At 71.2% G+C, this 26,750-nt stretch carries 29 protein-coding genes and 1 pseudogene; 14 read left to right on the top strand and 16 right to left on the bottom strand.

The window, feature by feature from the left end; genetic code table 11:
- Nucleotides 1-249: 249 nt before the first annotated feature.
- Nucleotides 250-738, top strand: coding sequence for a MaoC family dehydratase (locus SRB5_RS05295; protein ID WP_323377091.1), 489 nt, complete (start codon nucleotides 250-252; stop codon nucleotides 736-738).
- On the opposite strand, the gene SRB5_RS05290 is transcribed toward SRB5_RS05295, so the two are convergent.
- Nucleotides 694-1,743, bottom strand: a complete 1,050-nt coding sequence (locus tag SRB5_RS05290) for a LysR family transcriptional regulator (protein WP_153450225.1) — start codon at nucleotides 1,741-1,743, stop codon at nucleotides 694-696. The genes SRB5_RS05295 and SRB5_RS05290 overlap by 45 nt on opposite strands.
- A gap of 71 nt (nucleotides 1,744-1,814) precedes the next feature.
- On the opposite strand from SRB5_RS05290, the gene SRB5_RS05285 reads away from it, so the two are divergent.
- On the top strand, nucleotides 1,815-2,549 hold the full coding sequence (locus SRB5_RS05285; RefSeq protein ID WP_153450224.1) for an SDR family oxidoreductase: 735 nt from the start codon (nucleotides 1,815-1,817) through the stop codon (nucleotides 2,547-2,549).
- 195 nt (nucleotides 2,550-2,744) lie between these two features.
- Here SRB5_RS05285 and SRB5_RS05280 read toward each other — a convergent pair whose 3' ends face one another.
- On the bottom strand, nucleotides 2,745-3,731 hold the full coding sequence (locus tag SRB5_RS05280) for an alpha/beta hydrolase (protein WP_153450223.1): 987 nt from the start codon (nucleotides 3,729-3,731) through the stop codon (nucleotides 2,745-2,747).
- Between the two features lie 144 nt (nucleotides 3,732-3,875).
- Between SRB5_RS05280 and SRB5_RS05275 the strand changes: the two genes are divergently transcribed.
- Entirely contained in the window at nucleotides 3,876-4,475 is a 600-nt protein-coding gene (locus SRB5_RS05275; protein ID WP_153450222.1) for a helix-turn-helix domain-containing protein, read from the top strand.
- A 19-nt stretch (nucleotides 4,476-4,494) separates the two neighbouring features.
- Here SRB5_RS05275 and SRB5_RS35810 read toward each other — a convergent pair whose 3' ends face one another.
- Nucleotides 4,495-5,259 (bottom strand): DUF6492 family protein, encoded by a 765-nt coding sequence (locus tag SRB5_RS35810; RefSeq protein WP_194292834.1) that lies wholly within the window; start codon nucleotides 5,257-5,259, stop codon nucleotides 4,495-4,497.
- A 63-nt stretch (nucleotides 5,260-5,322) separates the two neighbouring features.
- Here SRB5_RS35810 and SRB5_RS35805 point away from each other — a divergent pair, with 63 nt between their 5' ends.
- Both SRB5_RS35805 and SRB5_RS05265 read left to right on the top strand, forming a co-directional pair.
- Nucleotides 5,323-6,087, top strand: a complete 765-nt coding sequence (locus SRB5_RS35805) for a polysaccharide pyruvyl transferase family protein (RefSeq protein WP_194292833.1) — start codon at nucleotides 5,323-5,325, stop codon at nucleotides 6,085-6,087.
- Nucleotides 6,084-6,881: an aspartyl/asparaginyl beta-hydroxylase domain-containing protein gene (locus SRB5_RS05265; protein ID WP_153450220.1), complete on the top strand. Its 798-nt coding sequence runs from the start codon at nucleotides 6,084-6,086 to the stop codon at nucleotides 6,879-6,881. Before SRB5_RS35805 ends, SRB5_RS05265 begins: the two co-directional genes overlap by 4 nt.
- 22 nt (nucleotides 6,882-6,903) lie before the next feature.
- Here SRB5_RS05265 and SRB5_RS05260 read toward each other — a convergent pair whose 3' ends face one another.
- Nucleotides 6,904-8,934 (bottom strand): sulfotransferase family protein, encoded by a 2,031-nt coding sequence (locus SRB5_RS05260; protein WP_153450219.1) that lies wholly within the window; start codon nucleotides 8,932-8,934, stop codon nucleotides 6,904-6,906.
- On the bottom strand, nucleotides 8,931-10,304 hold the full coding sequence (locus SRB5_RS05255) for a 2OG-Fe(II) oxygenase (protein WP_153450218.1): 1,374 nt from the start codon (nucleotides 10,302-10,304) through the stop codon (nucleotides 8,931-8,933). The genes SRB5_RS05260 and SRB5_RS05255 overlap by 4 nt, the downstream gene beginning before the upstream one ends.
- An 88-nt stretch (nucleotides 10,305-10,392) precedes the next feature.
- On the opposite strand from SRB5_RS05255, the gene SRB5_RS05250 reads away from it, so the two are divergent.
- Nucleotides 10,393-11,304 (top strand): glycosyltransferase family protein, encoded by a 912-nt coding sequence (locus SRB5_RS05250; RefSeq protein ID WP_153450217.1) that lies wholly within the window; start codon nucleotides 10,393-10,395, stop codon nucleotides 11,302-11,304.
- Here SRB5_RS05250 and SRB5_RS05245 read toward each other — a convergent pair.
- The 3 genes from SRB5_RS05245 to SRB5_RS05235 all read right to left on the bottom strand — a co-directional run bounded on the left by SRB5_RS05245 (nucleotide 11,258) and on the right by SRB5_RS05235 (nucleotide 13,923).
- A complete protein-coding gene (locus SRB5_RS05245; RefSeq protein WP_153450216.1) occupies nucleotides 11,258-12,028 on the bottom strand; it encodes a hypothetical protein in 771 nt (256 codons plus the stop codon). The two genes, SRB5_RS05250 and SRB5_RS05245, sit on opposite strands and share 47 nt — an antisense overlap.
- Nucleotides 12,029-12,218: 190 nt before the next feature.
- Entirely contained in the window at nucleotides 12,219-13,085 is an 867-nt protein-coding gene (locus tag SRB5_RS05240) for a GyrI-like domain-containing protein (protein ID WP_153450215.1), read from the bottom strand.
- A 55-nt stretch (nucleotides 13,086-13,140) separates the two neighbouring features.
- Nucleotides 13,141-13,923, bottom strand: coding sequence for a phytanoyl-CoA dioxygenase family protein (locus tag SRB5_RS05235; RefSeq protein WP_153450214.1), 783 nt, complete (start codon nucleotides 13,921-13,923; stop codon nucleotides 13,141-13,143).
- A gap of 130 nt (nucleotides 13,924-14,053) precedes the next feature.
- Between SRB5_RS05235 and SRB5_RS05230 the strand changes: the two genes are divergently transcribed.
- Both SRB5_RS05230 and SRB5_RS05225 read left to right on the top strand, forming a co-directional pair.
- A complete protein-coding gene (locus tag SRB5_RS05230) occupies nucleotides 14,054-14,917 on the top strand; it encodes an SDR family NAD(P)-dependent oxidoreductase (RefSeq protein WP_153450213.1) in 864 nt (287 codons plus the stop codon).
- Between the two features lie 122 nt (nucleotides 14,918-15,039).
- Nucleotides 15,040-15,858: a class I SAM-dependent methyltransferase gene (locus SRB5_RS05225; protein WP_323377090.1), complete on the top strand. Its 819-nt coding sequence runs from the start codon at nucleotides 15,040-15,042 to the stop codon at nucleotides 15,856-15,858.
- A gap of 14 nt (nucleotides 15,859-15,872) precedes the next feature.
- On the opposite strand, the gene SRB5_RS05220 is transcribed toward SRB5_RS05225, so the two are convergent.
- Both SRB5_RS05220 and SRB5_RS05215 read right to left on the bottom strand, forming a co-directional pair.
- Nucleotides 15,873-16,166 (bottom strand): putative quinol monooxygenase, encoded by a 294-nt coding sequence (locus SRB5_RS05220; RefSeq protein WP_153450212.1) that lies wholly within the window; start codon nucleotides 16,164-16,166, stop codon nucleotides 15,873-15,875.
- A 323-nt stretch (nucleotides 16,167-16,489) separates the two neighbouring features.
- A complete protein-coding gene (locus SRB5_RS05215; RefSeq protein WP_323377089.1) occupies nucleotides 16,490-17,002 on the bottom strand; it encodes a MarR family winged helix-turn-helix transcriptional regulator in 513 nt (170 codons plus the stop codon).
- A 105-nt stretch (nucleotides 17,003-17,107) separates the two neighbouring features.
- Between SRB5_RS05215 and SRB5_RS05210 the strand changes: the two genes are divergently transcribed.
- From SRB5_RS05210 to SRB5_RS05195, 4 genes and pseudogenes are all read left to right on the top strand, one after another.
- Nucleotides 17,108-18,058, top strand: coding sequence for a MerR family transcriptional regulator (locus tag SRB5_RS05210; protein WP_153450211.1), 951 nt, complete (start codon nucleotides 17,108-17,110; stop codon nucleotides 18,056-18,058).
- Between the two features lie 344 nt (nucleotides 18,059-18,402).
- Entirely contained in the window at nucleotides 18,403-19,023 is a 621-nt protein-coding gene (locus tag SRB5_RS05205; RefSeq protein WP_153450210.1) for a hypothetical protein, read from the top strand.
- Between the two features lie 361 nt (nucleotides 19,024-19,384).
- Nucleotides 19,385-19,498 (top strand): annotated as a pseudogene (locus SRB5_RS05200) (CGNR zinc finger domain-containing protein); the annotation flags it as partial.
- A 68-nt stretch (nucleotides 19,499-19,566) separates the two neighbouring features.
- On the top strand, nucleotides 19,567-20,292 hold the full coding sequence (locus tag SRB5_RS05195) for a hypothetical protein (protein ID WP_153450209.1): 726 nt from the start codon (nucleotides 19,567-19,569) through the stop codon (nucleotides 20,290-20,292).
- 61 nt (nucleotides 20,293-20,353) lie between these two features.
- Here SRB5_RS05195 and SRB5_RS05190 read toward each other — a convergent pair whose 3' ends face one another.
- Nucleotides 20,354-21,058, bottom strand: coding sequence for a TetR/AcrR family transcriptional regulator (locus SRB5_RS05190; RefSeq protein ID WP_153450208.1), 705 nt, complete (start codon nucleotides 21,056-21,058; stop codon nucleotides 20,354-20,356).
- Nucleotides 21,059-21,236: 178 nt separating this feature from the next.
- On the opposite strand from SRB5_RS05190, the gene SRB5_RS05185 reads away from it, so the two are divergent.
- Nucleotides 21,237-22,217 carry an MFS transporter gene (locus SRB5_RS05185; RefSeq protein WP_153450207.1) on the top strand — a complete coding sequence of 327 codons (981 nt, stop codon included), beginning with the start codon at nucleotides 21,237-21,239 and terminating at the stop codon, nucleotides 22,215-22,217.
- Nucleotides 22,218-22,275: 58 nt separating this feature from the next.
- Here the strand turns inward: SRB5_RS05185 and SRB5_RS05180 are convergent, their stop codons facing one another.
- The 3 genes from SRB5_RS05180 to SRB5_RS05170 form a co-directional block, all read right to left on the bottom strand.
- Nucleotides 22,276-22,428 (bottom strand): hypothetical protein, encoded by a 153-nt coding sequence (locus SRB5_RS05180; protein ID WP_153450206.1) that lies wholly within the window; start codon nucleotides 22,426-22,428, stop codon nucleotides 22,276-22,278.
- Nucleotides 22,429-22,516: 88 nt separating this feature from the next.
- Nucleotides 22,517-22,705: a hypothetical protein gene (locus SRB5_RS05175; RefSeq protein ID WP_228389786.1), complete on the bottom strand. Its 189-nt coding sequence runs from the start codon at nucleotides 22,703-22,705 to the stop codon at nucleotides 22,517-22,519.
- A gap of 167 nt (nucleotides 22,706-22,872) precedes the next feature.
- Nucleotides 22,873-24,315 (bottom strand): amidase, encoded by a 1,443-nt coding sequence (locus SRB5_RS05170; protein ID WP_153450205.1) that lies wholly within the window; start codon nucleotides 24,313-24,315, stop codon nucleotides 22,873-22,875.
- 116 nt (nucleotides 24,316-24,431) lie between these two features.
- Here SRB5_RS05170 and SRB5_RS05165 point away from each other — a divergent pair, with 116 nt between their 5' ends.
- The gene (locus SRB5_RS05165; RefSeq protein ID WP_153450204.1) at nucleotides 24,432-25,046 is read left to right on the top strand and encodes a TetR/AcrR family transcriptional regulator; all 615 of its coding nucleotides are present in this window, start codon (nucleotides 24,432-24,434) and stop codon (nucleotides 25,044-25,046) included.
- Between the two features lie 156 nt (nucleotides 25,047-25,202).
- Here SRB5_RS05165 and SRB5_RS05160 read toward each other — a convergent pair whose 3' ends face one another.
- Both SRB5_RS05160 and SRB5_RS05155 read right to left on the bottom strand, forming a co-directional pair.
- Nucleotides 25,203-25,775, bottom strand: coding sequence for a hypothetical protein (locus SRB5_RS05160; protein WP_153450203.1), 573 nt, complete (start codon nucleotides 25,773-25,775; stop codon nucleotides 25,203-25,205).
- 15 nt (nucleotides 25,776-25,790) lie between these two features.
- Entirely contained in the window at nucleotides 25,791-26,555 is a 765-nt protein-coding gene (locus SRB5_RS05155) for a helix-turn-helix domain-containing protein (protein WP_194292832.1), read from the bottom strand.
- Nucleotides 26,556-26,750: the final 195 nt, after the last annotated feature.

Below are 26,750 nucleotides of genomic sequence, written 5' to 3'. Positions count from 1 at the left end.
CACCGGTGCGGCGGGAGCCACGCAGAATGGACTTCACAGTCCAACCATGTGACGCAAAAATAGGACTGCCAAGTCCAATCTTGCCTCGGTCGGGCCACCGCCCTGCCGCCGGGCACAAAACCAGCCCCCCTTGAGTCCCGCATTCACTGTCATGTAGACAGCGTCTGCAACAGGCTTGATCGCAGACACAACATCACCGGCCGGTCCGGCATCGACGCCGGACCGGCCGCGAGCGAACGAGGAACAGCCGTGGAACCCAGCACTGCCGTCAGCGAATTCGCCACACCGATCGACGAGCGCTACTTCGAGGACTACACCGCCGGAGCACGCTACGAGTTCGGGAGCGTCACGGTGACCGAGGAGGAGATCGTCGGTTTCGCCGTCCAATACGACCCGCAGACCTTCCACGCCGACCCGGTCGAGGCCAAGAACGGTCCCTTCGGGGGCCTGATCGCCAGCGGCTGGCACACGACCGCGCTGATGATGCGGCTGTTCGCCGAGCACTACCTGTCGACCGTGGCCAGCCTGGGAAGCCCCGGAGTCGACGAACTGCGCTGGCTCAAGCCCGTACGCCCCGGCGACCGCCTGCGCCTTCGGCTCCACACGCTCGACACCCGGCGCTCGCGCTCCGACCCCGGCCGCGGCATCGTCCGCACCCTCGCCGAACTCGTCGACCGGGCCGGTGACCCGGTACTACGGGTGACGGTGATCAACCTCCTGCGGACCCGGAGCGCCTGACTCCCCGCAGTAATCCGGGACGGTTCGGGCCACCGTCGCGGCTGCAGTGCGCCCGTCCTCCTGACGGTGGCGATGTCGCACGGCCTCATCCACATGGCCGGGACGGTGAGCGGCGACGTCGTGGGCGGCCCGGACGAAGGCGGCGACGGCCGGGGATCGCGAGGTCTCCGGCCAGGCGACCACGACCGCGCTGGGGCTGAGGCCGCTGACCGGCCGGTACGCGATGTCCGGGCGCTGGTAGCGCTCGGTCGTGGAGAGCGACAGGAACGCCACCGCCTGGCCCAGCGCGACCACCTCCAGGAGCTGCTCGACGCCGGCCACGAGCGGCCCCTCGGGAGCGCCGGCCGGCGCCGGGCCCGACTCGGCTCCGTCGCGTCCCGTGTAGTAGGCGACGGCGGAAGGGGCAGCCCCCTTCCAGCGCGGGATCGATTCGCCCTCGAGGTCGGTCAGCCGCAGCTGCCGGCGTCCGGCCAGCCGGTGCGCGGCCGGGAGAACGGCCAGCCGCGGCTCGACCATCAGCGTCTCGGAATCCAGCCCCCGACCGTCGAACGGGCTGCGCAGCAGCGCCACATCGGCACGCCCGTCCCGCAGCATCGCGACCGGCTCCCCACTGCCGCCGACGACGACCTCGGGCGGCGGCAGCTGCGAACCTCTTCCCCGGTACGCAACGAGGATCTCCCGCAGCAGCCCGCCGTCGCCGCCCGGCTTGACCGCCACAACGAGCCGGGGCGTCGGCCGACCGGCCCGGCTCGCACGCCGGCCCGCCGCGTGCACCGCGTCGACCGCGACCCGGGCCTGCTCGAGCAGCACCTGACCGGCGGCGGTCAGGCGCACCTGACGGGTGGTGCGCTCCAGCAGGCGCACGCCGAGCCGGGACTCCATCCGGGCGATCGCCTTGGACAGCGGAGGCTGCGCCATCCCCAGGCGCTGCGCGGCCCGGCTGAAGTTCAGCTCCTCGGCGACCGCGACGAAGTACCGCAGCTCCCGTACTTCCAGCTCACTCATACCCGGGGACTATAGATCCAGAGTCTTTTGGTCTTTCCCCGCGGCCCACGGGCGAGGAGAGGCTGAGGTCCATGACCACATCACAGAAGACCGCTCTGATCACCGGCGCCAACAAGGGCATCGGCAAGGAAACGGCACGCGGGCTCGCGGCCCTCGGCATCACCGTGCTGATCGGCGCCCGCAACCCCGAGCGCGGCGAGGCGGCGGCCGAGGAGCTCCGCGCCGACGGCGCCGACGTACGGTTCGTGCCGCTGGACGTCACCGACGAGACCTCGGTCCGGGCCGCCGCCGAGCACATCGACGCCACGTTCGGCCGCCTCGACATCCTCGTCAACAACGCCGCGATCGCCACCGGACAGCACATCCCGAGCGAAACCCCCGCCGCCACCGTCCGACAGGTCTACGAAACGAACGTGTTCGGCGTCATCGCGGTAACCCACGCCATGCTCCCCCTGCTACGCCGCTCCCCCGCCGCCCGCATCGTCAACATGTCCAGTGAACTGGGCTCTCTCACACACCTGGCCGACCCCACCGGCCCGTGGACCGCCTACTCCTCGGTCCTCCTCCCCTACTGCACCTCGAAGACCGCGCTGAACGCGATCACCGTCCTCTACGCCAACGAACTGCGCAGCGAAGGAATCCTGGTCAACGCCGTGAGCCCCGGCTACTGCGCGACCGACCTCAACCGCCACACCGGCATACGCACGGCACGGGAGGGCGCGGCCACCGCGGTGGACCTGGCGACCGCGGGCGACGACGGCCCGACGGGCGCCTTTCTGACCGAGACCGGGCCGATCCCCTGGTGAGATCGCCCCGCGCCGTCTCCACGCGAGACCGGCAGGCCAGGACGTCTCCCGGGCCTGCCGGTGCCTACTCGTGGCTGCCGTGGCGCCGCGTGGTGATCCCCATGCCGTGTCCATGATCCTGAACAAGACCGGTCACGGAGTCGAGGCCCGTTCCCGGTCCCGGCGCGGTGCACACCGGCGACCGCGCCCGGTGGTTCAGTCCGTGACGGTGTCGAGCCAGCCGGTCAGCAGACGGTTGACCTCCTCGGGGCGTTCCTGCTGGATCCAGTGGCCGCAGCCCTCCACGAGGTGGGAGGCGGTCAGGCCGGGGAGGGTGGCGGGGAAGGCGTCGATGGCATCCGACAGCCAGGTGGTGGAGGCGTCCAGGGTGCCGCCGGCGAACAGGGACGGCTGCCTGATCGGGGCTCCGCGGTACGGGGCGAGGTCTTCCCAGTCGCGGTCCATGTTGCGGTAGCGGTTGAGGGCGCCGGTCAGCCCCGTACGCTCGAACTCTCCGGCGTAGACGTCGAGATCGTCCTCGGTCAGCCAGCCTGGGAGGACGCCCGCGGGAAAACGGTCGCGCAGCCGGCCGCCGCGGGCGACGAAGTGCGGGTCGGGCTCGCCCCGGGCGAGCATGGTGTCGGCGGACAGGGCGGCGTAGAAGCCGGCGAGCCAGCCCCGTACGTCGGGCTCGATCTCCCGCTCGGCGCGGCCGGGCTCCTGGAAGTAGGAGACGTAGAACTCCTCCCCGGGTCCGCCGATCCCGCCGAAGACGTCGGTGGGGCGGGGTCCGCCGGGCGGCGCGTACGGGACGCTCAGCAGGGCGACGGCGCGGAAGACCCCGGGGTGGAGCAGGGCGGAGGCGGCGGCGATGTTGGAGCCCCAGTCGTGGCCGACGACCACCGCGTTCTCCTCGCCGAGGGCGTGCACGACGGCGACGTTGTCCTCCACCAGGTCCAGCATCCGGTAGGCGTCGGTCTTTGCGGGCTTGGACGAGCGTCCGTAGCCGCGTACGTCGATGGCCGCCGCGCGGTAGCCGGCCGCGGCGAGGGCGGGGAGCTGGCGCCGCCAGGAGTACCAGGACTCGGGAAAGCCGTGCACGAGCAGGACCAGGGGGCCGGTGCCCTGCTCGACCAGGTGCAGGCGCCCGGCCGGTGCCTCGACGGTGCGGTGGCGGAGTACGGCGGACGGCTCGGGCTGCATAGGGCTTCTCCTCGGTTCGCGGGTGGACGCGGGGTACGCGTCGATCATGCGACGCGGAGACCGTCCACCGCGATTGCCGTTGCCACTCTGGCAAACTCGCAGGACAGGATGATGGAGCGGCACGTCCGGAAGGGGCCTGAGCGGATGACGGGCGACGACGTGGCCGGCACGCTGGCGGCAATGGGGCCCCGGTTGCGGGCCGCGCGCGAACATCGGGGCGCCACGCTCACCGGCGTCGGCCGCGCGACCGGCATCTCGCCGAGCACGCTGTCGCGGATCGAGACCGGCCGGCGCAGGCCCACCCTGGAAGTGGTGCTGCAACTGGCGAAGGAGTACGAGGTCTCCCTGGACGAGCTGGCCGGCATCGCCCCCGCCGCCGAGCCCCGTACCTCCGCGCTCCAGCGCTTCGGCGACGACAAGGCGGTGCTGCCGCTGACCCGGTACGTCGGGGGCCTGCACGCCCACAAACACGTCCTGCCCGCCGTCCAGGAGCCGCCCGCGCGACCCCGGCAGGTCTCCCACGACGGCTGGGAATGGCTGTGCGTCCTGTACGGGCGGCTGTGGCTCGCCCTCGGCGACCAGGACCTCGTCCTGAACGCCGGGGACGTCGCCGAGTTCGACACCCGCACTCCCCACGCGGTCGCGAACGCCGGCCCCGGCAGCCCGGTCGAGTACCTGATCATGTTCGGCCCGCAGGGAGAACGCCTGCGGCCACGCACCCCGCCCGCCCCCAGGGCCCGGTAGGGGCGGATCGGGCGGCGCGTCACCGTGCCAAGGGAGGATCCCGCCTTGCGGCCACCAACGACCTGGTCTGCGGGTCGACGCGGTACTCGGCCTCGGCCGCCAGCGGGGCGGCGCCGTCCTGCGTCCCCCGCACGATGGCGTCCAGCTCCTGACGCAGACCCGCGTCGAGACCTCCTCTGCTCCAGTACCACCGGCAGAGCCGCGGTACCGCGCCGCCGTCGGTGTCGTACCAGAAGAAGTCGGCCGGGTGGGCGAAATGAGCATGAGCACCCAGAACGTTGAATTCGGAAAAACCCCGCGGAGGACACCCCACGACATATCGGTCGAGGGGCACACCGTGGCATTCCAGCGAGAGGGCGCGCAATTCCGCGTAAAGCCACCGCGGATAGGTGAACGGCGGCTGCTGCATGAAGTCGAAGGCGACGGGCCGCCCGAGGAATGCCTCCGTGGACGCGAGCCAGGGGCGGTGCCGGCCCAGTGCGGTGACCGGGCGGCGGACGATCCACGGACGCCCGTCGGTGAGGAGGGACGCGGGGGTGACGGGCCGGGTGAAGATGACGTCCGAGTCGACGTGGCAGATGAGCGCGCAGTCGGTGAGGTCGTCCGCGTACAGCTTGGTCACCTGCTGGCCGAGGTAGTCGTCGCGGTAGTCCGGGCAGACCTCCACGCGTACGTCGCCCCCGGCGGCGCGGCGCACGGCGGGCGATCCGGTTCGCGGCGTGACCACCACCACCTCCGCGAAGCCGTGGCACCACTTCCGTACGGCGGCGAGGGCGTACCGCAACCAGGTGACATCCCGGTGGTAGGTGCGGATGAGCAGGCAGGTCGCGTCTGTAGGGTCGTGGGCGTGGACGAGGCCATCCCCGCCTTCTGGTGCCGGGCGCCCAGCCAGGGCAATGTCGGCGACCGGCTCACCCCCTGGCTGGCCCGGCGGATCCGCGGCGTGCCGGCGCGCTGGGTCCCGCCCCACCGTCCCGGACGCAAGCACTTCGTGACCGGAAGCGTCATCGGCCTGGCCGGTCCCGGCGCCGTCGTGTGGGGCGCCGGTGTGATGTACGCCGGGGAGGCCGTCGATCCGCGAGCCGAGCTGGTGGCCGTCAGGGGGCCGCTCACCCGTGAGGCCGCCTTGCGCTGCGGTGCGGTCTGCCCCCCGGTGTACGGCGACCCCGCGCTTCTCGTCCCCCGCTTCCTGCCCCGCCCCGCCGGTCCGGGTCCGGGGCCGCCCGCCCTCGTGCCGCACTTCGCCGACAAGGCTCGGGCCCGGGGCGGTGTCCCCGACGGCTGGCGGTTCGTCGACGTCCAGCAGCCCGTGGAGGACTTCGTCGACCGGCTGGTGGGCGCCCGCCTGGTCGCGTCCTCCAGCCTCCACGGCATCATCCTGGCCCACGCCTACGGGATCCCCGCGGTCTGGATCAGCTACGGCGACCTGCCTGCCGGCGACGGAACCAAGTTCCACGACTACTTCCTCTCCGTCGGCGTCCCTGTTCCCCCGCCGTATCCGGTCCGTCCCGCCGGCACCGGCCCGGACACGTCCGTACTCGCCGACTTCGCGACCCTGCCCGAACGGCTTCCCGACCTCGACCTGCTCCTGGAGAGGTGCCCCTTCCGATGAACGACCAGGCGCTCCGGCGCGTTCTGGCAGGCATCCGGGACGCGAACTACCACCGCCCCGGCATCCGCTGTCTGCGCCTGTTCCGGGCGGACGCCGAAACGCTCGGACGCCTGCTGGCCGACGTGTCGCTGCTGCGTACCCTTCAGCGCCCGTCGATGCCCGCGGCACCCGGGCACGTGACCGCGTGGACGCGGCCCCGGGGCCGCGTCGAGCAGTTCAGTCTCCTCAACGCGTCCGGCCGGAGCGACGACTTCTCCCGGGACCACGACGGGTCCTGCTTCGGGAAGCGGTTCCACCACGCGGAGCGCCTGCGCGCGCTGGCCGCGTTCACCGCGGGCCTGCCCCACCTGGTCAACTTCCGGGTCAACGTGCTGGGCGACGGCGCCGCGCTCCCCCCGCACGAGGAACACAGCGTGATCCGCTCGCGGGACGGGTCGGTGGGTGTACGGGCCCGCTTCCATCTGCCCCTGGTCACGCATCCGGCGGCGACGCTGCTGCTCGACGGTGACCTGCACCATCTGGAAGCCGGGTCGGTGTACCTGGTCAATCACGGCTGCGTCCACGCGGCGGAGAACGGCGGTCCGCGCGAGCGCGTCCACCTCGTGTGGGACATGCTGCTGACGGCCGAGGCCTGCGACGTGATGTTCGGGCAGGGGCCGGTGCCCCCCGGCTTCACGCGCGTCCACGCTGTCGTACGGCCGGTCGGCAGCCGCCCGGTGCGGCACTGGGCGCGCATCGCTCCCCAGGTCCGCGAGGCGGACGCCGGCGATGTCGGATTCCTGGAGGCGCAGTAGCCGGGTCCGCATCCGGCCGCCCTCAGTACAGGGTCCTGCGGAAGTCCGCCGGGACGTAGTGGAAGAGCATCGAGGTGTGGGTGCCGCGGTCCGGAAGCGGCGGACGGCCGTGCGGGACCGTCGTGCCCCGGAAGAGCACCGCCTCGCCGGGCTGCTCGACGACGGACACGGTGCCTTGTGCGGTGTCCAGGTGCAGGGGCCAGCCGTCCTCGATGCCGGGGCCCGACTCGCCGAGCAGCAACGAGACGGTGTACTCGCACTGTTCACGGTCCACGTGCCGGTCCAGAACCGCTCCCCCGCGGTACGCGGAGACGTACGAGTACGAGGGTCGTACGGGCCGCCCCGCCAGGCGGCCCACGAGGGAGCGGAACTGGTGGTGGAAGAAGCGGGACAGGGACTCGTTGTACCACCCGTAACGCCCGGCCACCTGAGCGTCCCCGAGCGGCCATGAGCCGGTCGCGATGAGCCGCTCGTAGTAGTCGAGCAGCCCCGCGCGCTGCGCGGGATGGATCATGCGGCCGATCCGGCACACGTCCGTGCGGGTGAAGTCCCCGGCGGCGCCGGTCCACCGGGCCTCGGCGTCGGCGGCCCGCTCGGCGCGTGTCCGGGGCGAGCCCGTCGCTCCGGCGGCGGCCAGTGCGGTCCGCAGCCGCTGGGGCAGCTCCGCGGGAAGCGGGCGGCCCGGTACGAGGGCGCGCAGTGTCCAGAAGTCCTCGAAGCGCACCCAGAAGGGGGCGAGTGCTCCCGTACCCGGGTCCTCGGTCCACAGGATCGGGTGGTCCGGCAGGAACCGGTCCCTGAACCGGGTGCGGCGCGCCAGACCCAGCGGGACGGTGATGCCGGTCTGGAGTACTGCCGCCGGGTCGAACTCGGTGCCGTCCTGCGCCGGCGCCTCGTCAACGGCTTCGTGGAGCCAGCACGCGAAGGAGGGACGGCCACGGGTATGTCGGTCGGGGGGAGGCACTGCGCCGGGTCCTTTCCGCGGGAGCCGCCGGTCCGTGAGCACCTCGTGGACTGCCGCCGGGTCGAATCCGGGGGTGCGGCGCCATTTGCCGGGGGACGGCGGGGTGATGGTGGTGGCGGAGAGCGGCAGGTCCACCGGGTGCGGGGAAGGGGGCAGGCCGAGGGCTGTCTCCAGGCGCCGGATCGTCCGGGCCGGTGCGGTCCGCAGCTCCGCGTAGTCCACGTCGAGCCAGCGGTGCGCCGGCACCAGGCCGTAGGCCTCCTGGATCGCCTCCTGGGCGGCCGACCACTGACGGGCCGCCACCCGCGACAGGTCGTCGTGGGCCCAGGCCCGCCAGCCCGGGGGCAGCAGCAGGTGCCAGGCGCCACGGGGCCAGCCGGGCAGTTGCGGGATGTTGACGAAGCCGGGGTGGTCCCAGGCGCGCACCATGCTCGCCACCGTGTCGAGGGGGTCACGGTGCAGGCGCACGATCGTGGCGTCCGGGAACAGGCGCAGCAGGAAGGGCAGGCGCAGGGAGTTCTCGGGGGTCTTCTCCAGCAGGCGCGGGCAGGCGATGCGGGCCTCGGTGAGCAGACCTGCGTCCCGCAGCCCGGCGAGCAGACCCGCACGCACCGCCGCCCCGTACACCTGCGCCTGATCCGCGCCCAGCGCGTGCGAGGTGTATCCGCCCGCCGCCGGATGCAACGCCGGCACCCCTTCGATCTCCCCTTCGCTCTCCCCGCCGAGGGACCAGAGGCCCGGGTTCCGCGCCAGCGCGTCGAACAGCGCGGTGCTGCCCGAGCGCGGGGGCGAGACGATGACGACGGGCGCCGTCAGGGAGGCCGGGGGGACGGCGCGTACCGTCTCCGTCCGCAGCGGTCCCAGACGGCGCAGGGCGCTGTCCGCCTCCGGGGTGAAGTCCGCGGCGGCCGCGGCGGAGGCGAAGAGGTACCGGGCGCGCACCCCGCCGGCTTCGGGGGCCACGGCGCGGGCCAGCAGTCCCGGCGCGGGAGGGAACGGCGCGTGGTGCACCGTCCGGGCCGCCCGCCGCGCCGCGTCCGGCGGGAGTGCGGCGCGGCCCGTGACGGTCCAGGCGACCGCGCCGTTCACTGCCGGTGGATCCAGCCGGTGACGCTGAAGCGGCTGTCGGCGAACGCCTTGCTGGGCACCCGGACCGGGAGCACCTCGTGATCGTGGCGGCTCGGGAAGAACATCGCGAGGTTCGCGCGCGGCACGATCGTCTGACTGCGGTCGGTGGGAACCAGTCGTCCGTCCTCCGGCACGGTCTCGAAGACGCGCAGTTCGCCGCCGGAGTACCGGCGGGGCTCGGGCGAGAGGAAGTAGACGAAGGTGAGTTCGCGGGTGTCCCCGTCCTCGCTGTCGCGGTGCAGGCCGAAGAAGTCACGGTCGCCGTTGGCCGTCAGCTGCAGTTCGATACGGCCCAGGGGGAACGCCGCGTGGTTCAGGCGGGACCGGACGGCCTCGAGGTGTTCCTTGATGCGTTCGGTGAGGAGCCGCTCGAAGTGGCCGAGGTCGTCGAGCACCAGCGTGCTGCGTACGCGTTCGTCGACCACCGCCTTGTCGTTCCCGGGCTGCCGCACCGAGGCGGGTGAGAAGTCCGCCTTCTTGTCCTGGGCGTACTGGAGCAGTTCGTCGTGCTCGGCCTGGGTGAGGAACTCCCGGATTCCCTGCGCCACCTCCTCGACGGCGTCCCGCTCGAACCGGCCGGTGCCGGTCGGTACCCCGGCGGGCTTGCTGTAGTGGCCGCCGCGTACGAGGCGGGCGATCTCGGACGCGGCGAGGAGGCGTTGCGCCGTCGACTCGGCGCGGGACCCCAGGTGGATGGTCCCGTGGAAGGAGGCGTTTCGTTCGAACATGTCGTCGTCGAGGGCGCCCGCGAGCACATCGACGGTGTCGGAACGGTCGAGACCGAGGCTCGTCAGCAGCCCGGAGGCGGGCGCCCGGTAGGTGAGATAGCGCGCGGCCTCGGTGAGGAAGACGTCCTCCGAACGCTCGAAGCCGACCCGGCGCAACACCGCGTCCGCCAGCCGCGACTCCTCGGCCAGGAGGTAGTGCACCTCGGCGGACGGATCCACGGACAGGGTCTCGAGCGCCTCCTTGTAGAGGGCGGCGCACAGCCCCACGTTCGTCAGGTCCTCGTCGCAGACGTGGACAGGGCTCAGGCCCCAGCAGCTGTCGGCCACGAGGTGGGTCTGCAGGACGGCCACGATGGTGCGGGCACCCAGGCCCCAGGGTGGCCACGGTCTGTCGCGGACCGCGGCAAAGATCTGTGAGTCGCCGTCGTAGAAGAGCGGCAGTACGACCTCTTCCATCAGGTGTACGTCGCCCGTCCGCCGGAAGAACGCGTACAGCGCGGCCTTCGCCGTGTCACTCAGCTCGTCGAAGATCTCGATCCGCGTGCCGCTGTTGCGATCGGTGAACAAGTCGCGTCTGATGGGCTGAATCGAGTGCTGGTTCATGGGGCCTCCGGTCGGTGGCCGCGCCGATCCGCGGGCCACGGTGTCGAATCGAATGTGCGGACGAGTGGTGGTCGGGGATGAAGGACGCGTGGGTACGCCTTTCCTGCGGGTGACCTCTCCGCGCGGCGATGTCCTGCCGTGGGTCCTCGTACGGGCACCCGTCGTCACCCGCGCCCACCACGCGCGGCTGGCGGAGCTGGTCCGTGAGGGCTGCCGCTTCGCCGGCGCGACCAGTTACCTGGGTTTCCCGGGAGAGGCGTACCGCGACGAACGTGACTACGGACTTCTGTGCGAGGCGTGGCTGCACTGCTTCAGGGATCCGGACCGGTTCCTGCCGCCCGGCGGGCCGCGCGCCCTGGTGAGCGAGTCCGACTTCACCGACCCGCTGCGGGTTGATCCACACCGGGTGACGAGAACGCCGCCGCCGTCCCTCGTCGCCGACGTCGTGCATGTCTCCGGTCGGGAACCGTGGCGCCAGGAGGCCAAGAACTGGCCGCTCGCCGAACGCTGCTTGCGCCGCCTGTCCCGTCGCACGGGCCTGCGGGTCCTCGTCGTCGACGCCCCGCCCGGGGCCGGACCCGTTCCCGGAGTGCGGCTGACGGGACCGCTCCCGTGGGAGTCGCTGCTCGCCGTGCTGGCCGCGGCGCGCTGCCTCTTCGTCCCCGCCGTCCTCGACGCGTCGCCGCGTGTTCTCGCCGAGGCGCTGTGCCTGGGGGTGCCGGTGGTCGTGAACCGGCGGATCCTCGGCGGGTGGCAGTACGTCAACCCGTTCACCGGGGCCTTCTTCGACGGCGAGGACGACATCGTGGAAGCCGTGACGGGAGTGCTCGGCGGCCGGTGCCGTACGCGCAGCTGGTTCACCGCCCACCACGGCCCCCCGCGGGCCGGCGCACGGGTGCTGCGGCTGCTGCGCACCCTGGATCCGTCGTTGCCGGACCTCACTCACGTGCTGCTCACCCCGGACCCCGGCGGCGCGCACGCTCCGCGGGGGACACGTTGAGCACCAGCCTGGCCCCGCCGCACATCGGCGACCGGTGGATCCACGCGTCGGACACGGGGTGAGGTGACCAGTGCCGCCGTACGTCGATGTGCCGGAAGTAGACGGTGGCATCCGGCGGCACCCGGTGAACCGTGGTGCGTGGCCGCAGGAACGAGGGCCGCTCGTCCATCGCGACGAGTTCGCCGAGCGCCGCCCCCTCCGTCCGTGCCGCCTCCCGCGACAGCCGCTCCCGGTGCGCGAGGTACCCGTAGAACTCCGCCGTGCCGAGTACGTCGTCACCGTGCACGTACTCCGTGGTCGCGCCGTTGTAGACGCGCACCGCGCCGATCGTGGGCGCCTGGGGCGGCACGGTGTCCACGTGGAAGCCGCACCGCCGCGTGGGTGCCTCGGTGAACACGCGCACCATCACCCGGCCGATCCGCGCCGTCTCCATGACCTGGGCCAGGATCCCGGCCATGTCGTCCCGGAGCGCCGCGGAAACACCGGCCGGCGCGCCGGTGAGAGCTTCGCGCGCCCACGACGCGAAGTCGTCCAGCGAAACGGACTCGAGGGTCGTCCGCTCGACGAACAGCTCTCCCGCGACCACCGCCTGCTCCAACTCATCGAGCCAGGGCGGGCGTTCGGGCGGCCGGACGATGACCGCAGTCAGTGCGGGATCGGCGAGCAGTGCGATGTCGTCGGGCGCCCGCCCGTCCACGACACCGGACCGCGCGAGCGCCGTCATCGCACGGCCCCGCGGGCTCTCGCCCCGGCCGGGAATGCCTCGCCTTCGCTACGGAGGTTCAACACGATCGCACCGTATTGAGTACGCCGGCGGACAATGGTCGCGACAGGCAGGCGCCGCGAGCCGGAAAACCCGTTCGGCGCACCCCTCCTCGGGGTGGTGCCGACCTCAGCGCCAGACGGTCACACATTCAACCGTGCTCGGGCTCCACCGGAAGCCACAGTTCGGCGTCGGCCTCGGTCCCCTCCGGCGACAGACGGGTGCGCAGGATCTCGGGGCCGGTGCGGGTGCGGTACGGGTTCGACGGGAACCACTCGGTGAACACGTCCCGCCACAGCTCCTGGATGGCCCGCGGCGCCGGCCCGGAGGTGGTGAAGACCGCCCAGGTACCGGCCGGGACGGGCAGCGTGGTCGTGCCCTCCGGCGCGGGCGCGGAGGTGATCACGCCCTGGTGGTAGTCCAGCTCGGTGCCCTCGGCACGGCTGGGGTCCAGGTCGTCGCAGACCGCGACGATGCCGTACGGCTCCTGGTCCGACAGCTTCTCCAGACGCTCCAGAGCCCGCCGGTCGATCCCCCGCACGAAGTCGATGATCGCCTGGTTCGGACCCACGTGCACCAGCGGCACCCGGGCCTTGAACCCGACGACGGCGAAGTCCGCCCGGTCCACGACGCGGTACCGCATACTGCTCCTCCCCTCGACGGTGAGGCGGAAGGCCATCCGGGACTGGGAACTGAGCGCGGCGCCGGTCCGCCGGGCCTCACCCGGCCCCACGCCGTGCATGGCACGGAACGCCCGCGCGAAAGCCTCACCCGAGCCGTAGCCGTAGCGCACCGCGATCTCCAGCAGCGTGTCCCGCCCCGCGAGCACCTCGGCGCCCGCGAGGGTGAGCCGCCGGCGCCGTACGTACTCCGACAGCGGCGTGCCCGCGAGCGCGGAGAACATCCGGCGCAGGTGGTGCTCCGAGGTGGCCGCGACGCGCGCCAGCTCCGCCACGTCGACCGTCCGGTCGAGATGGCGCTCGATGTGCTCCATGGCCTGGTTCAGCCGCTCCAGCATGCCCGGCCTCCTTCCGCTGTACGGCCGGCCTGCCGACGATATCCGCGAGGCACGTCTACCCGGCGAGGGTGTCCCGTCCCAGGCCCCGGCGGATCGCGGTCTCCACGGGCGAGTACGCACCGTCGGCCCGCTCCAGTTCGTACGGCGCGGCCGGCATCAGCGGCGGCTGGGCCAGGAAACGCGGCCGCACCCCGTGATGTGGCTGCGCGGCGTGCACCAGGAACGGATGGCACAGGAAGACATCGCCCGGGGACCCCGTGGCAAGGGCAACCGGCCGGTGATCGGACGCCGCCACCAGATCGGGCGCGAGGGCCAGCCCGCTCGCCCCGTCCTCCCCGTACGCCTCCAGCACCTTCGGCACGTCGAGGTGTGAACCGGACCGGATCCGGGTCGGGGCGTCCGCCTCTTTGACCTCGCTGAACAGGAACAGCATCAGCAGCGCCCGGCCCCGGGAGCGCAGATTCGTGAAGTACCAGCTCTCCCCCTCCGGCAGATAGCTTCCCTCGATGTGCCAGCCCGCGTCGTCCGGCTCCTCCTCGTGCGGGAAGCGCAGCGGGAACGTCCCCAGCGAGTACCGCGGCTCCCAGCGCCCCGCGCCGACGAGCAGGTCGTACGCGTGGTGCAGGAACGGGGAATTGGGCGCGGCGGCGAACGGTCCCTGCGCCATGCCGCCCACCCAGTGCACGGGCTGCGTCCACGTCGACGGATCGTCCGGATCGCAGCCGGTCTCCCGCCACAGCAGCCGCGCGCAGTCCGCGGCCACCCGCGGGGCGACGGCGCCCTCCAGCTTCACGAAGCCGTCGCGGAGGAAACGGGATACCAAGGTCGTGTCGTCCATGCCCCCCATCGTGCGGCGACACCGCCCCCGTCCACCCGACATTCCCCGTACCGCCTTTGTCGGGTGTCAGGACGGGCACCCTCTGGTGCGGTTTGCCTTCGAGTGCGCTCGAAGCTCTAGCGTCGGCACCATGACCACGACGAAGACTTGGATCATCACCGGCGCGAGCTCCGGCCTCGGCCTGGCACTCGCCGAGGCGGCGCTCGAGGCCGGCGAGCACGTGATCGGGACCGCACGACGGGCGGACAGGTTCGACGGACTCAAGGCCCGATACGGGAACCGCCTCCTCGCCGTCGAGCACGACGTGCGCGACACGGCGGGAGCGGCGGCGGTTGTGCAGCGGGCCCTGGAGGTGTTCGGTCGCGTCGACGTACTGGTCAACAACGCCGGCGCCGGCCAGGTCGGCACCGCCGAAGAGATCACGGACGCCGCGCTGCGCGCCATGCTCGAGCAGCACCTCTTCGGCCCGGCCGCCTACGTCCGTGCCGTCCTCCCCCACCTGCGGGAGCGTCGCTCGGGCGCGATCGTACAGATGAGCAGCCAGGGCGGGCGGATGTCATTCCCCGCCGTCGGCAGCTACTCCGCCGGAAAATTCGCACTCGAGGGCTGGTCGGAAGCCCTCGCCGGCGAGGTCGCACCGTTCGGCATACGCGTCCTCATCGTCGAGCCCAGCCGCTTCCGCACCGCGTTCAACGCCGCCGACGTACTCAACACAGCACAGCAGAGCCCGGTCTACGACGAGACCACAGCCGCCGTACGCACGAACATGGCCGAGGCCGACGGCGCCCAGGAGGGCGACCCGACACGCGCCGCCCGGATAATCCGCGACATGCTCGACACCCCCGACGCCCCGCTCCGCCTCCCGCTCGGCGCCGAGGCGGTCCGCAACCTCACCCGCGTCTACCGCGGCGCGCTCGACGAGGTCGGGAAATGGGCGTCCGTGAGCGAGTCGGCGGACTTCCCGGGCATGCCGCCCGCGGTACGCGCGTTCTGACCGCCCGTACGCTCATGGCCTTGGCCACCGAAGCGCTCTGATCTCCAGATCCGACCGTTAGGAGCCACTGTGCGACCATCGCCCCGGACACTGCTCGACGACCGGAAGGGGGGCGGGCGCCCGTGACTGACGATCCGAAGGCCCGGCGTGACCTCGGTCGGGTGTTCAACGAGGTGGCGGGGCTCTACGACCGGGTCCGGCCCGGATACCCCGACGAGCTGTTCGCGGACCTCGTCGGCATCACCGGCCTGGGCGAAAGGTCGTCGGTTCTGGAGGTGGGCTGCGGCACCGGCCAGGCGACCCGCTCGCTGGCGGCGCTCGGATGCCCGGTGACCGCCGTCGAGCCGGGAGCGCAGATGGCCGCGCTCGCTCGCCGGCGGTTCGCCGCCTTCGGCAACGTCGGGATCGAGACGTCGACGTTCGAGGAGTGGGACGACCGCGGCCGGCGCTTCGACATCCTCGTGGCCGCGTCGTCGTGGCACTGGGTCGACCAGCCGACCGGCTGGCGGCGAGCGTGGGATGTGCTGCGTCCCGCGGGCTGGATGGCCCTGCTCGGCAACGTCGTTGTCCGCCGCGCGGGAGAGCCGGAGGTGTACGCCGAGACCGCCGATCTCCACGAACGGTTCTCCCCCGGAAACCCCGACTGGGGTCACCCACCCCCGGAGGACGAGGTGCGCACCACCGACCAGGGCTGGGGCCCGGTCGACGACCCCGGAGCATTGTTCGGCCCGACGATCGTACGCTGGTACCCGGCCGTTCAGTGGTTCGACGGGAACGGCTTCGCCGATCACCTCCGGTCGTTGTCGCCGTACCGGAGGCTCGACCGCGACGTCCGTGAGCCCCTGCTCGACGCGATCGCCGAGCGCATCCGCACACGGATGAACGACCGGGCGTCACGCCGTTACCTCAGCGTCCTGCGTGTCGGACAGCGTGCCGGGTGAGCCCGGACCCGCACCTAATCACGCATCAGAGAGCGCACCTTCGCGATGTCGTATTCGTCGACAGCGGCGGCAAGCATCGCGGCGCCCTGCTCATCGCCGGGACCGTCACCGCGGAACGCTTCGACGGCGGCCCGCGACTCCCACCGCTCGAAGACGTTGATACGTCCCGGGTCCACCAGGTCCGCGGAGACGGCGAAGTCGAGGCAGCCCGGCGTGCGGCGGGCCAGTTCGACGACGCCGACACATCCCGCGAGATAGGACTCGCGCTGCTGAGGGTCGACGAAAATCTGCCCTGCGACGATCACCATCTGCCGCCTCCTGCTGGGTCCTGATCGGCCGTCACCGACTATGACCGTCGACCGGGGCCAAAATCATCGGCGTAACGCTGACGCCCCAGCCTCCGCGTTCGGGGCCATGGGTCAGGGTCGCGCCGTGCGGCCCGAAGGGCACTGACCGAGAAGCGGACGATGGGCGGAACCGGGACATCGGGGGGACTTCACCGGGCCTCGAGGACGCGCTTCAGCTCATCGAGGTTCTTCGCGACCGCGGCGACCGGCCTGAGGACACCGGCGGCGGTGAGGGTGTTCTCGAACCGCACGGTCGGCTCCTTTGCGGCGGCGCGGGGATGGTGTCAGTCGAGGCCGAGGCGTTTGTTGAGAGCCTCCCCCGAGGGCAGGGCGTCGATGAAGCGGTGCAGGAAGGCGAGCAGCGCGTCGGCGTCCAGGCCGACCGCGGCGGCGTCCAGCGAGGCGTAGAGGCGCTCTTCGACGCCGGCGACCTCGGTGGCCAGGCGCTCACCCTCAGGGGTGAGGCTGAGGTTGAGGTAGCGGCGGTCGGTGGGGTCGGTGCGGCGTTCGACCAGTCCGGCCGCGACGACGCGTTCGACCAGCCGACTGGGGTTGGTGCCGCTCTCGCAGACCAGAAGCTGTCCGAGCCCATTCAGGCTCAGGGGCCCGTGCTGCTGGAGCAGGCGCAGCACCTCGGCCTGCGAGGGGGTGATGCCGTGGGGCTTGAGGGCCTGGATCAGCAGCCGGTTGCCCTCGCGCTGGGCGGCCAGGATCGCGAACCGCAGGTGCTCCGCCTTACGCATGGACGGCCGGCGGGCGCCGAAGGAGACGGCCGGGGTGTTCGCTGCGGCGTTCACGGTAAATAAGTTACACGACATACATGCCATGACACATGTTATCCGGGTCACACGGACGTGCCACCGGATTGAGTCTCCCGCAGGAGGAGACGCGAAGGTGGGTGCATGAACGGCGAGACGCTCTACTCGATCGGCGACCTGGCCCAGCGGACAGGTCTGACGGTGAAGGCCATCCGGTTCTACGCGGACACCGGAATCGTGCCGCCGACCGACCGTACCCCTGCCGGATACCGCCGCTACGGTGCCGATGCAGTCGCGCGCATCGAACTCGTGCGCACCCTGCGCGACCTGGGCATCGACCTGGCCACGATCCGTACGATCGTGAACCGGGAAGTCTCGCTGACCGACATAGCGGCAACGCACGCCGAGGCACTGGACGTGCAGATCCGCGTACTGCGCCGGCGCCGCGCCATCCTGACGCTGGCGACCCGGCACGGCTCGACACCACGGGAGCTGGACCTCATGCACAAGCTCGCACGTCTGTCGGAAGCCGAACGGCAGCGTCTGGTCGACGACTTCCTCGACGCCGCGTTCGACGGCCTGCACGACCACCCCGCGTTCGCGGCGGCCATCCGCTCGATGACCCCCGAACTGCCCGACGACCCCGAACCCGGGCAGATCGAGGCGTGGGTGGAACTTGCCGGGCTGCTCCAGGACCAGGACTTCCGCTCCACGCTGAACACCATGGCTCACGATCTGGCGGCCGATCTCGCCCGGGACGACGCCCCGGGCCTGCCCGGGATCCTCGCCGCAGCCGTACGGGCCCAGGTGACGCCGGCACTCGAGGACGGCGTCGAACCGGACTCCGCCGAAGCGGATCCGATCGTGACCGCACTCGCGACCCACTACGCAAGCATCCTGGGCAGCGCGGCCCCCGACGCCCCCCGCGCCCTCTACCGCCGCCTCGCCGCCCGGCTGGAGCAGATGAACGACCCGCGCCGGGACCAGTACCTGTCCCTGCTGTCCGTCATCAACGACTGGCCGGCCCCCGAAACCCTGGCGCCCGCACTCACCTGGTCCGCCGAGGCACTCCGCACCCGCATACCGCAGCGGTGAGCCGGGCACCCGGCGATGACGGTCACCACCGTCACACTCGTTTTCGCTTCCGCCTTCGCGCCCGCCGGTCTCGTCGTCGGATCCCTTCCCGGCGCGCTGCGTCCGAGGCCGAACCCCAGTGGTTGAATCGGTCATTACTTCCGGATGCCATTCAGGTCGAGCGGAGGTGTAATGGGAGCTGCGATCATCGCAGACGTCAACTCACAGCGTGATTCCGCAGAAGCACAGCTTTCCCTCTTTCAAATGAGGACGTGATCTGTGCGCTATATCCGGAGGCTTCCGTGAGCAGGAAATTCTTCAGTGCCACAACTACGCGAAATCTTCGTCGCTGCCTCTCGGGAGGGATGGCAACTGCCGCTGTCTTTACGGGCTCCCTCGCCCTCGCGCCGTCCGCCCACGCCCAATACGGTCCGTACACCTGCGTGGTGGGCCTTGTGTGGCGCGAAGCTGTTCCGGGCGACTACGTCTGCGTATCCCCGCAATGGCGTACCAAGACATCGGACGAAAACAGTCTCGGCCCCTCGCGTGTGGAGCCGGGCGGCGGACCCTACGGTCCGGACACGTGCAAGCAGGGGTACGTGTGGCGCGAGACCCGGCCTTCGGACCACGTCTGTGTCCCCCCGCTGAGCCGCAGCCAGAACCGCCAGGCCAACGCCGGCGCGGCTTCGGGGTATGCCCACGCCGATCAGCTTCCGTCCAACGGGTTCTCCGCGTACTGGAAGGACGGCGACAATCAACTGGTGGTGACTCCTCCGAACGCCTCCTTCCACAGCTGGGAGCCGGCAAGGGGGTCGAACTACCCCAACATCGGATACGGGACCGTCATCTTCGGCGAGAGGTGGCTCACCGATCGAGGCTGCCGGAGGTCCGATTCCCGAACGATGTATGTGCTTGCTGTCGACGAAACAACAGGAATCGTCAGCAATGCCGGCCGGGTGGCAGTTCCCCTGTGTCTCTACCCGTGAGCTCATCGGTCGCACCGCCCGGAGCAGACCGCCGGCCATTCGCACCAGGCAAGGGGGCGATGGACCGCCCATAACCGTAAACCGTTCCGGGTCCGACGGCTGCCGTCGGACCCGGTGAACCTCCCGGGGCGGAGCTCAGGCGTCGCGGTAAACGCCGAGGCCGGCTGGACTCCTCCGTAACCGATCTTGACTTGTCCGACGTCCGTGAAGTCAGATGCGGTGGGAAGTCGGCATCGAGGAGCAACACCGCCGACTACCAGAGCCTTGGCTTCCTGCCCTACGACGAGAAACAGCTGGCGGGCTTCGGATTGCCCAGGAACCGCCCCGATCTGCGTGAGACGGCGCCATAGAGGCGACCAAGTGCACCAGTGCCTTCGCCGACGCCTCGCGGACCGGACGGCAGCGCTACTGCTCCCGGCGCCGCGCGAATCGCGACGCCGGACGCAGACACCGGGCACGGGCCGCGGCCTCCTGACGTTCCCGGACGCCTATCGTGGACGCCTTGTACGTATGCGTCACGGAAGACCCGGAGGCCACGCCGTAATGCTCGACGACATGCAGGTGCTGCGCGACGCCGTACAGGACTACCGGACGGCGGCGATATCCCTGGGCCTCCCCTGGCCCGAGCCCGGTGACGTTCCCGGTGAGCCCGTACCCGACGTGGTCCACCGGATCTTCGACGTCGACCACATCGCCGAGCAGCTGAGCTGGCTCCAGGCCCAGGGCTGGGAGGAGCGGGCACCGCTGCCCCATGGCGGTTGGCTGTTCTCCTGGCCCACCGAGGCGAACGTGGACGAGATGTTCGGCTACCTGTCGCTGTCGTTCGGTGCCCCGTTCCCCTGGCGGCACCAGTTGCCGCTGTTCTGGTTCCACAAACTCGTCTACACCTTCGTCCTCGCCGGCGACCACGAGGGCGAGATCTGGCGCTACGAGATCGAACCCGACACCGACGGCCCGGTGCGGGCGGCCACCAGCCTCGCCGCACTGTTCACCCAGTGGACGAGGGCAATCCGAGCCGGACTGATGCGTTTCGACGATCCGTTCATCCGGGTCGGCGAAGAAAGCTGGAGTCTCGACGCCCTGGTCCGGGCGCTTCAGGAGGCGGGACTCGACCCGGTGGCCTTCCCACTGCACTTGTTCGGCGCTCCGGTCGTGCGGGCCCGGCAGATCGAGGCCGGCGTCGACATGGACACCGTCGACCGCGGCTTCGATGCCTGGGAGGAGCTGGACGACGAGATCGACCGGGTCCGGGCCACCCTGAGATTCTGAACCGGGCGCGACACACGGCGCGACACACCGATAGCACCGCCCGACAATCCCACCCTGGGGGCTACCCCGCCACCGGCTGCGACACGCTCTGCAGGCCGCGCAGGCCGGTGACGATCAGCTCGACCCCGCGCCGGTAGTACAACTCGGCGCTCACGCTCGCGGACAGGGGCGCGGCCGCGGCCACGACATGCGGGTAGCGGTGCGGCGAGAGGGAGGTGAGTTGGGCCCACCTGACGCGGGCCGCCGCCTCCTGCTCCTCCGTGCTGTCGGAGCTCTGCCCGGGCTTGCCGATCACCAGGGTGATCAGTGATACCAGTACATGACAACTGCTGTCGGCGGACTGCTCGACGTCCATGCCGCCGGCGTCGAGCTGCGCGAGCACCCGCTCGGCGAGGTCCAGGCCCGGCTCGCTCTCGAAGATCCGGGTGAGCAGCAGTACGGCGGCATTCGGATGTGGGACCAGCGCCGTCAATATGGCGGACAGCACGTCCTCCAACTGCTCGTACCAGGGCCGGTCGTCGGGCGCGGGCAGTTCGACCGCCGCGAGCAAGCTCTCGGCGACGGCGTCGAGCAGGCCGTCCTTGTCCGGGAAGTGCCGGTAGAGCGCCATCGGCGTCACGTTGTGCTGCTGGGCGACCTGCCGGATCGTGACGGCATCCAGGCCGTCCGTGTCGATCACGGCCAGGGCCGTAGCGATCAGCTCGTCGCGGTTGAGTCGCTTGTGCGCGGCCATCTCCTGCCTTCCGATCAGCTCGATCGTGTACATCGTACACAGAGTCGCCACCCCGGTCGCTTCGGCTTCTCCGCTATGCCGACCCGGCAAAGTTTACAACGTATGCGTTCTATGTATGGTGTCTTCATAAGCATACGTTGTACACATACGGCGTATGCCTCCGTTCCGGCATTGCCCGGATCTGCTTCCACCAGTCACCTGCGGAGACGCCTTGAAACGCAGTCCCTGGGCCACGCTCGTCGTGCTGGCCTTCGCCCAGTTCATCGTGGTGCTTGACGTGACGATCGTGAACGTCGCACTCCCCGACATCCAGTCCGACCTCGACTTCAGTACCGACAGCCTGCAATGGGTGATCAACGCTTACACCCTGCTGTTCGGCGGCGGCCTGCTCGCAGTCGTCTACGGCGTGGTGCGCGCCGAGCCGGTCGGCTGGTCGTCGTTCGAGGTGATCGGCTGCCTGGTCGCCGGAATCGCCATGCTGGTGGGCTTCGCCCTGGTCGAGTCCCGTGTGGCGGCGCCGCTGGTGCCGCTGCGGCTGCTGCGCACCCGCTCGCTGAGCACGGCCTCGGGCGTGCTGGCGCTCAACGGCGCCGGCTTCCTGTCGATGTTCTTCCTCACCGCGATCTTCCTTCAGCAGGTCAGGCACAGCAGCCCGCTGGACGCCGGGCTCGAGTTCCTGCCGATGGGCGGCATTGCGATCGTCGGCGGGGTGGTGGCCACCCCGCTGGTCACCCGGTTCGGCACTCGACCGGTGCAGTTCGGCGGCGCGCTGGTGGGCACGGCCGGGCTGCTGCTGCTCACCGGGGCCGACGCCGACGGCTCGTACGCCGGTGAGCTCCTGCCCGGGTTGCTGCTGTTCGGTTTCGCGGTCGTCCTGGTGGCGGTGCCCGCGCAGATCGCCGCGATCTCCGACGTCTCCGCCCACGAGGCCGGTGCCGCCTCCGGTGTGGTCACCGCCCTCAACCAGGTCGGCGGCGCGCTCGGGCTCGCCGTGGTCAGCACGCTGTCCAACTCCAAGGCCGCCTCAGAGCTGGCGCACGGCAGCTCTGCGAGCGACGCGCTGGTGGCCGGGTTCCATCGAGGGCTGCTGATCGCGGCGGCCTTCTTGGTGGTGGCGATGGTGGTCACCGCGACGTCGCCGCGGGTCAAGCCGAGCGCCGAGCAGATAGCGGAGGCGACAGCGGCAGCGTGACGCCCGCGTGCCGTGGTCGGGGCGCCGTTCCGGGGCCTCGACCGCACCCGGGTGCGGGTCAGACACCTGGTGCTGCGGAATTCGGCGCGTGGATGTTCAGCTTCGGCTCCATCATCCGGTTCGGCTGGGTGGAGGACGCGGCGGCCAAGCGCAAGTTGCGGGCGTGGCCGGACGGTTCACCGAAGAAGGGACCTTCGCCGACTTCGAACATGCGGGCCACAGGGGCTGGCGCAGGGCCCGCTCGGGGTGCTCACGCTGTTCGTGGGCGGAAGTCTGCTGTCTTGATCGTCTGACGCTCGTCAGCGGTCGACTTCGAGGGCGGTCAGGACGAGCAGGGCCCGCAGGAGAGTGGTGGCGCGGGCCGGGTCGGTGCGGAGCTTGGTGAGGATGCGCCAGGCTTGGAGGTCGGCGAAGCCGTGTTCGACGGGGCGCGGGCGGCGGCCAGGATGCAGTTGGCCTGTCTCTGCCCAGGGGGTGAGCTTGCGCACGGCTCAGCCCGTCGTCGGGTTCGGCAGCCCGGCCGAGCAGCAGGTGTTCGCAGCCGATGTAGTTGTGGCCGAGGGCGGTCTCCTCGGTCACCGCCGGTTCCAGGGCATTGGCCGCGGGTCCGTCGACCGGAGGGCGGCCTCGACGGGTCCGGCGTCCGCTCCGGTCGTCACCGCAAGGGCTCACCCGACCCTGCCCCCACGCGCGGATCAACCGGCGCGAGGACCCCGAGCCGGTCCTCGACCGCCTGAGCCGCGGCCAGGCACAGGTCCTCCCGGAACGCGCGCCCGACGATCTGCACGCCGGACGGCAGCCCGTCGCCGGCGCCGGTCGGTACGGCGACCGCGGGGACGCCGACGAAACTCGTCACCGTACACAGGCGCATGCCCCGGGCAACCCGTTCCCGTCCGGCCTCGTCCCGCGACTCCAGTCCCGGCTCGACCGGCGGCTCGGTGAACACCGGTCCGAGCAGCAGCGGGTACTCGTCGAGGAACTCCGCCCAGGAGCGGCGGATGCCGAGCCAGACCCCCATCAGCCTCATGAGTTCCGGGGCGTTCACGGGCGGGGTCTTCTCCATGGCCATCCGGATATAGCGGTCCCCGCCTTCGCCGAGCAGTGTGCGTACCACCGGCCAGGTCGGCGCGAACTCGGTCACGGTGATCCGCCCGTACGCCTCGAGCGCCTCGTCCAGCCGGGGAACGTCCGCGACCTCCCGTACGTCGTACCCGGCGTCGCGCAGCGCGTCCGCCGCCGCCGTGACGGCCCCGCGGACCGCGGGATGGACGCCGTGTCCCCCGGGGTCGGCGACGACCGCGACGCTGACCGGTCCCGGTATCGGCTCGCCGTGGAGCGGCACCGGTACGGCCCGCGGGTCCCGTGGATCGGTCCCGGCCAGCGTCTCGTACGCCAGTCGCAGATCGGCCACCGTACGCGCCAGGGGCCCGTCGGTGACCAGCCTCTGCGAGGCCGGTCCCGGATCGTCGGGGCCTAGGACGCGGTGGTCGGCGGGGAAGCGCCCGGTGGTCGGCTTCAGGCCCGCCACGCCGCAGAACGAGGCCGGGATCCGTACCGATCCGCCGGCGTCGTTGCCCAGTCCGAGCGCGGCCATACCGGTGGCGACGGCCACTCCGTCACCGCCGCTGGAGCCGCCCGGAGTCCGGCTCCGGTCCCACGGGTTGACGGTGTCGCCGAACAGCTCGCTGCGGGTGTGCATCCCGGCGAGGACCAGGGTGGGCATGTTGCTGTGGCCGATCGGTACGGCTCCGGCCGCGCGGAGCCGGGCCACCGGGGGTGCGTCGGCCGGTGCCACCAGATCCCGGAAACGCGACGTTCCGAGCGTGGTCGGCACGCCTTCGACGGCGGTGGACTCCTTCACCGTGAACGGCACGCCGGCCAGCGGCCCGAGTTCTTCGCCCGCGGCCCGCCGCCGGTCCAAGTGCTCCGCGGCCTCCCGGGCTTGCTCGGCCATCAGCTGCGTGATCGCGTTCACCCGCGGATTGACCTCGGCGATGCGGTCCAGGTGGCTGTCGACCAGTTCGAGCGCCGACACATACGCGCGGCGCACGGCCTCCGCCTGGGCGGCGGCCGACATCTTCCACAGGGCGTCCTGCATGCTCTCTTCCTTCTCCCTTACGAACCGATGCACCTGCATCGGAAAGGTCACCGTACTCTGGGACCGATGCGACCGCATCGAATAAAGTGCACGGCAGAGCAGGAAGGCGACCGGGCATGCCCAAGCAGGTGGATCACGCGGGCCGGCGCCGCCTCATCGCCGAGGCCGTCTGCAGCCTCGCCGACGAACGCGGCCTCGAGGGCGTGACACTGCGCGACGTCGCCGCCCGCGCGCAGGTGTCCATGGGCGCTGTCCAGCGGTGCTTCCACACCAAGGAAGAAATGCTGGTATTCGCTCTCGGGCACATCGGCGAGCGGATCAACGAGCGCGTCCGGGCCCGCCTGATCAGAAGTCCGGCCCAGTCGGCCGCCACCGCCCTGGGCCACGCGGCCGCCGAGATCTCACTGCTCGGGGAGGAACACCGGGCCGAGGCCAGGGTCTGGCTCGCGTTCGTCGCACAGGCGGCCGTCGGCGAAGCGCTCGCCCCGACGCTGAGGGCGAACTACGCAGCCCTGCAGGAGGCGTTCACCGACCTAATCCGGGAAGCCTGCGCCGGCACCGTTCCCCTCGATCCGCAACGCGAGGCCCGCACCCTCCTCGCCCTCGCGGACGGCCTCACCACGCACGTCCTCGTCGGCCACCTCACCCCGGAAGAAGCACACGACGTCCTCCACGCCCACATGGCCGGCCTCTGGGAAGCGCTCTCGCCAGGCCGGCTCGGGAATCCCTGAGCAAGGGCGACACCACTCGAGCGCCGACGTGCCTGGCTCGAACGCAGTCGCACCGAGTACGCCAAGGACCTCGTCGCCCTGGGGCAGACAACCGAGCGAGGACCGGGCGACGTCCACCCTGCCGGCAACGACACGTAGGCGCCGGTCGTCGGCGCGTCAGGACGTGACGACGTAGCAGTCGGGAGCATCCGGGTACGGGACGGACACCTGGTGCAGCGTCCGGGCCCACTCCTCGTCGGGCCACCGCGTCCGTACGTCCCAGCGCACACCGAGCAGGACGGCGGCGGCCAGGTCCACGTCGCTCAGATCGCATCCCGTGAAGTCCGCGGAGGCCTCCCGCAGCAGGAGACCGGCGCCGCGCAGGCAATCGCCGAGGGCCCGTACGGACAGAAAGGGCAGCCGGCCGCGTACCGCCGCCACCGCCCGGCCGAGGCGGTCGTGGAGATCCGAGACGCCGGCCAGCAGCTCCGCCCGGCGGGGATCGGCGGCGGCAGCCTCCAGTAACTCCCGCGTCGGCACCCGTTCGCTGCGGATGCGCCGGCTGAGGACCTGCAGCCCCCGCTCCACCTCGCCACGGGAGGCCGCGTCCGGCCGCACCCGCACCGCCGCCTCCGCCAGGACCGCGGAGTGCCCCTGCAGGACGAGGCGCTCGGCCATACGCAGCCCCGGATGCGCCGTACGCCAGGCGTCGGCGGCAGCGGTCAGGGACAGCAGCGACGCATCGGTCACCTCCGGCTCCCCCGGCTAGAACTTCGCGGGCAGGGCTGTGACACGCCGGAAGCCGAAGGCCCCCAGGAGGTGCAGAGGATCAACGATCATCATGATGCCCGTATCGCCCCAGTTCTCGTGCGGATGGCTGATGAAGCGCGGCACACGCGGGTCGGCGATTCCCTCGAGATCCGGACCCGTCGCCAGATACTCGCCCCTCAGGTCCGCCCGGTCCATGACGTCCTGATGGGTCCGCCGCAGCACCGGGTCCTCCGGGTTGGCGCGGACGACGCCGGCGAGATACGCCAGCATGCCGGGCAGCCACACCTCGTCGTGGTCGTCCATCACCTCGCGGGCGAGGGGCTCGAAGAGCACGAACCGGATCGGGCTCACACCCGGATCGTTGGGCCCGGTGACACCTAAGCTGCCCGCGACCTCCGTGCGGTAGGTCTCGCTCGCCCCCACCACGCTCCACGCGCCGTCGGCTATGTAGCTGGCCCGGCCGACGTCGGCGTCGAGCTCCAGCTGACGCGCCGCCAGATACTCGTCCAGGTCGGTGATGTTCCGCGAGCGCAGCATCTCCAGCGAGGTGGGCCGCCACAGCGGGTCCGAGCCGTAGGTGTACCGGTGCAGCAGCATGTACTGCTCCAGGGTGACCCCGACGAGCTCGCAGACCATCTCCAGCCGCTCCACGGAGATCCGCTGCCTGCCCCGCTCGTAGTTCGCGACGGACTTCCACGACCAGTCCAGCTCGCGGGCCATGCCCTCCTGGCTGTAACCGGCTTCTTCCCGCAGGTGCACCAGCAGCTGCCCCGCAGGGTCGCGCCTTCCCGATGTCCCGCCCCGTGTCATACGCCCCATCGCCCGTCCCGTGGGCTTCAGCAGCCCCGAGAACAGGGGGAAACCGCGTACTCGAAGCCACGCCACCACTCCGCGTGATCATCGAACATGGGCACAGCGCCGGTGTCAACCACTGCATACAGCGGTAAACGGCCA

Origin of the sequence: Streptomyces smaragdinus (assembly GCF_009604385.1) — a bacterium.
Lineage (GTDB): Bacteria > Actinomycetota > Actinomycetes > Streptomycetales > Streptomycetaceae > Streptomyces > Streptomyces smaragdinus.
Note: the sequence above shows the minus strand (reverse complement) of the source record. Positions and strands in the feature narration are given on the sequence as shown.

Excerpts from the sequence above, each read along its gene's own strand:
- SRB5_RS05210 (WP_153450211.1), top strand. The coding sequence starts at position 17,108 with ATGAACGGCGAGACGCTCTACTCGATCGGCGACCTGGCCCAGCGGACA.
- SRB5_RS05275 (WP_153450222.1), top strand. The coding sequence starts at position 3,876 with ATGACGGGCGACGACGTGGCCGGCACGCTGGCGGCAATGGGGCCCCGG.
- SRB5_RS05235 (WP_153450214.1), bottom strand. The coding sequence starts at position 13,923 with ATGGACGACACGACCTTGGTATCCCGTTTCCTCCGCGACGGCTTCGTG.
- SRB5_RS05285 (WP_153450224.1), top strand. The coding sequence starts at position 1,815 with ATGACCACATCACAGAAGACCGCTCTGATCACCGGCGCCAACAAGGGC.
- SRB5_RS05245 (WP_153450216.1), bottom strand. The coding sequence starts at position 12,028 with ATGACGGCGCTCGCGCGGTCCGGTGTCGTGGACGGGCGGGCGCCCGAC.
- SRB5_RS05195 (WP_153450209.1), top strand. The coding sequence starts at position 19,567 with ATGCTCGACGACATGCAGGTGCTGCGCGACGCCGTACAGGACTACCGG.
- SRB5_RS05190 (WP_153450208.1), bottom strand. The coding sequence starts at position 21,058 with ATGTACACGATCGAGCTGATCGGAAGGCAGGAGATGGCCGCGCACAAG.
- SRB5_RS05165 (WP_153450204.1), top strand. The coding sequence starts at position 24,432 with ATGCCCAAGCAGGTGGATCACGCGGGCCGGCGCCGCCTCATCGCCGAG.
- SRB5_RS05240 (WP_153450215.1), bottom strand. The coding sequence starts at position 13,085 with ATGCTGGAGCGGCTGAACCAGGCCATGGAGCACATCGAGCGCCATCTC.
- SRB5_RS05180 (WP_153450206.1), bottom strand. The coding sequence starts at position 22,428 with ATGTTCGAAGTCGGCGAAGGTCCCTTCTTCGGTGAACCGTCCGGCCAC.
- SRB5_RS05220 (WP_153450212.1), bottom strand. The coding sequence starts at position 16,166 with ATGGTGATCGTCGCAGGGCAGATTTTCGTCGACCCTCAGCAGCGCGAG.
- SRB5_RS05255 (WP_153450218.1), bottom strand. The coding sequence starts at position 10,304 with ATGAACCAGCACTCGATTCAGCCCATCAGACGCGACTTGTTCACCGAT.
- SRB5_RS05170 (WP_153450205.1), bottom strand. The coding sequence starts at position 24,315 with ATGCAGGACGCCCTGTGGAAGATGTCGGCCGCCGCCCAGGCGGAGGCC.
- SRB5_RS05265 (WP_153450220.1), top strand. The coding sequence starts at position 6,084 with ATGAACGACCAGGCGCTCCGGCGCGTTCTGGCAGGCATCCGGGACGCG.
- SRB5_RS05205 (WP_153450210.1), top strand. The coding sequence starts at position 18,403 with ATGGCAACTGCCGCTGTCTTTACGGGCTCCCTCGCCCTCGCGCCGTCC.
- SRB5_RS05230 (WP_153450213.1), top strand. The coding sequence starts at position 14,054 with ATGACCACGACGAAGACTTGGATCATCACCGGCGCGAGCTCCGGCCTC.
- SRB5_RS05280 (WP_153450223.1), bottom strand. The coding sequence starts at position 3,731 with ATGCAGCCCGAGCCGTCCGCCGTACTCCGCCACCGCACCGTCGAGGCA.
- SRB5_RS05290 (WP_153450225.1), bottom strand. The coding sequence starts at position 1,743 with ATGAGTGAGCTGGAAGTACGGGAGCTGCGGTACTTCGTCGCGGTCGCC.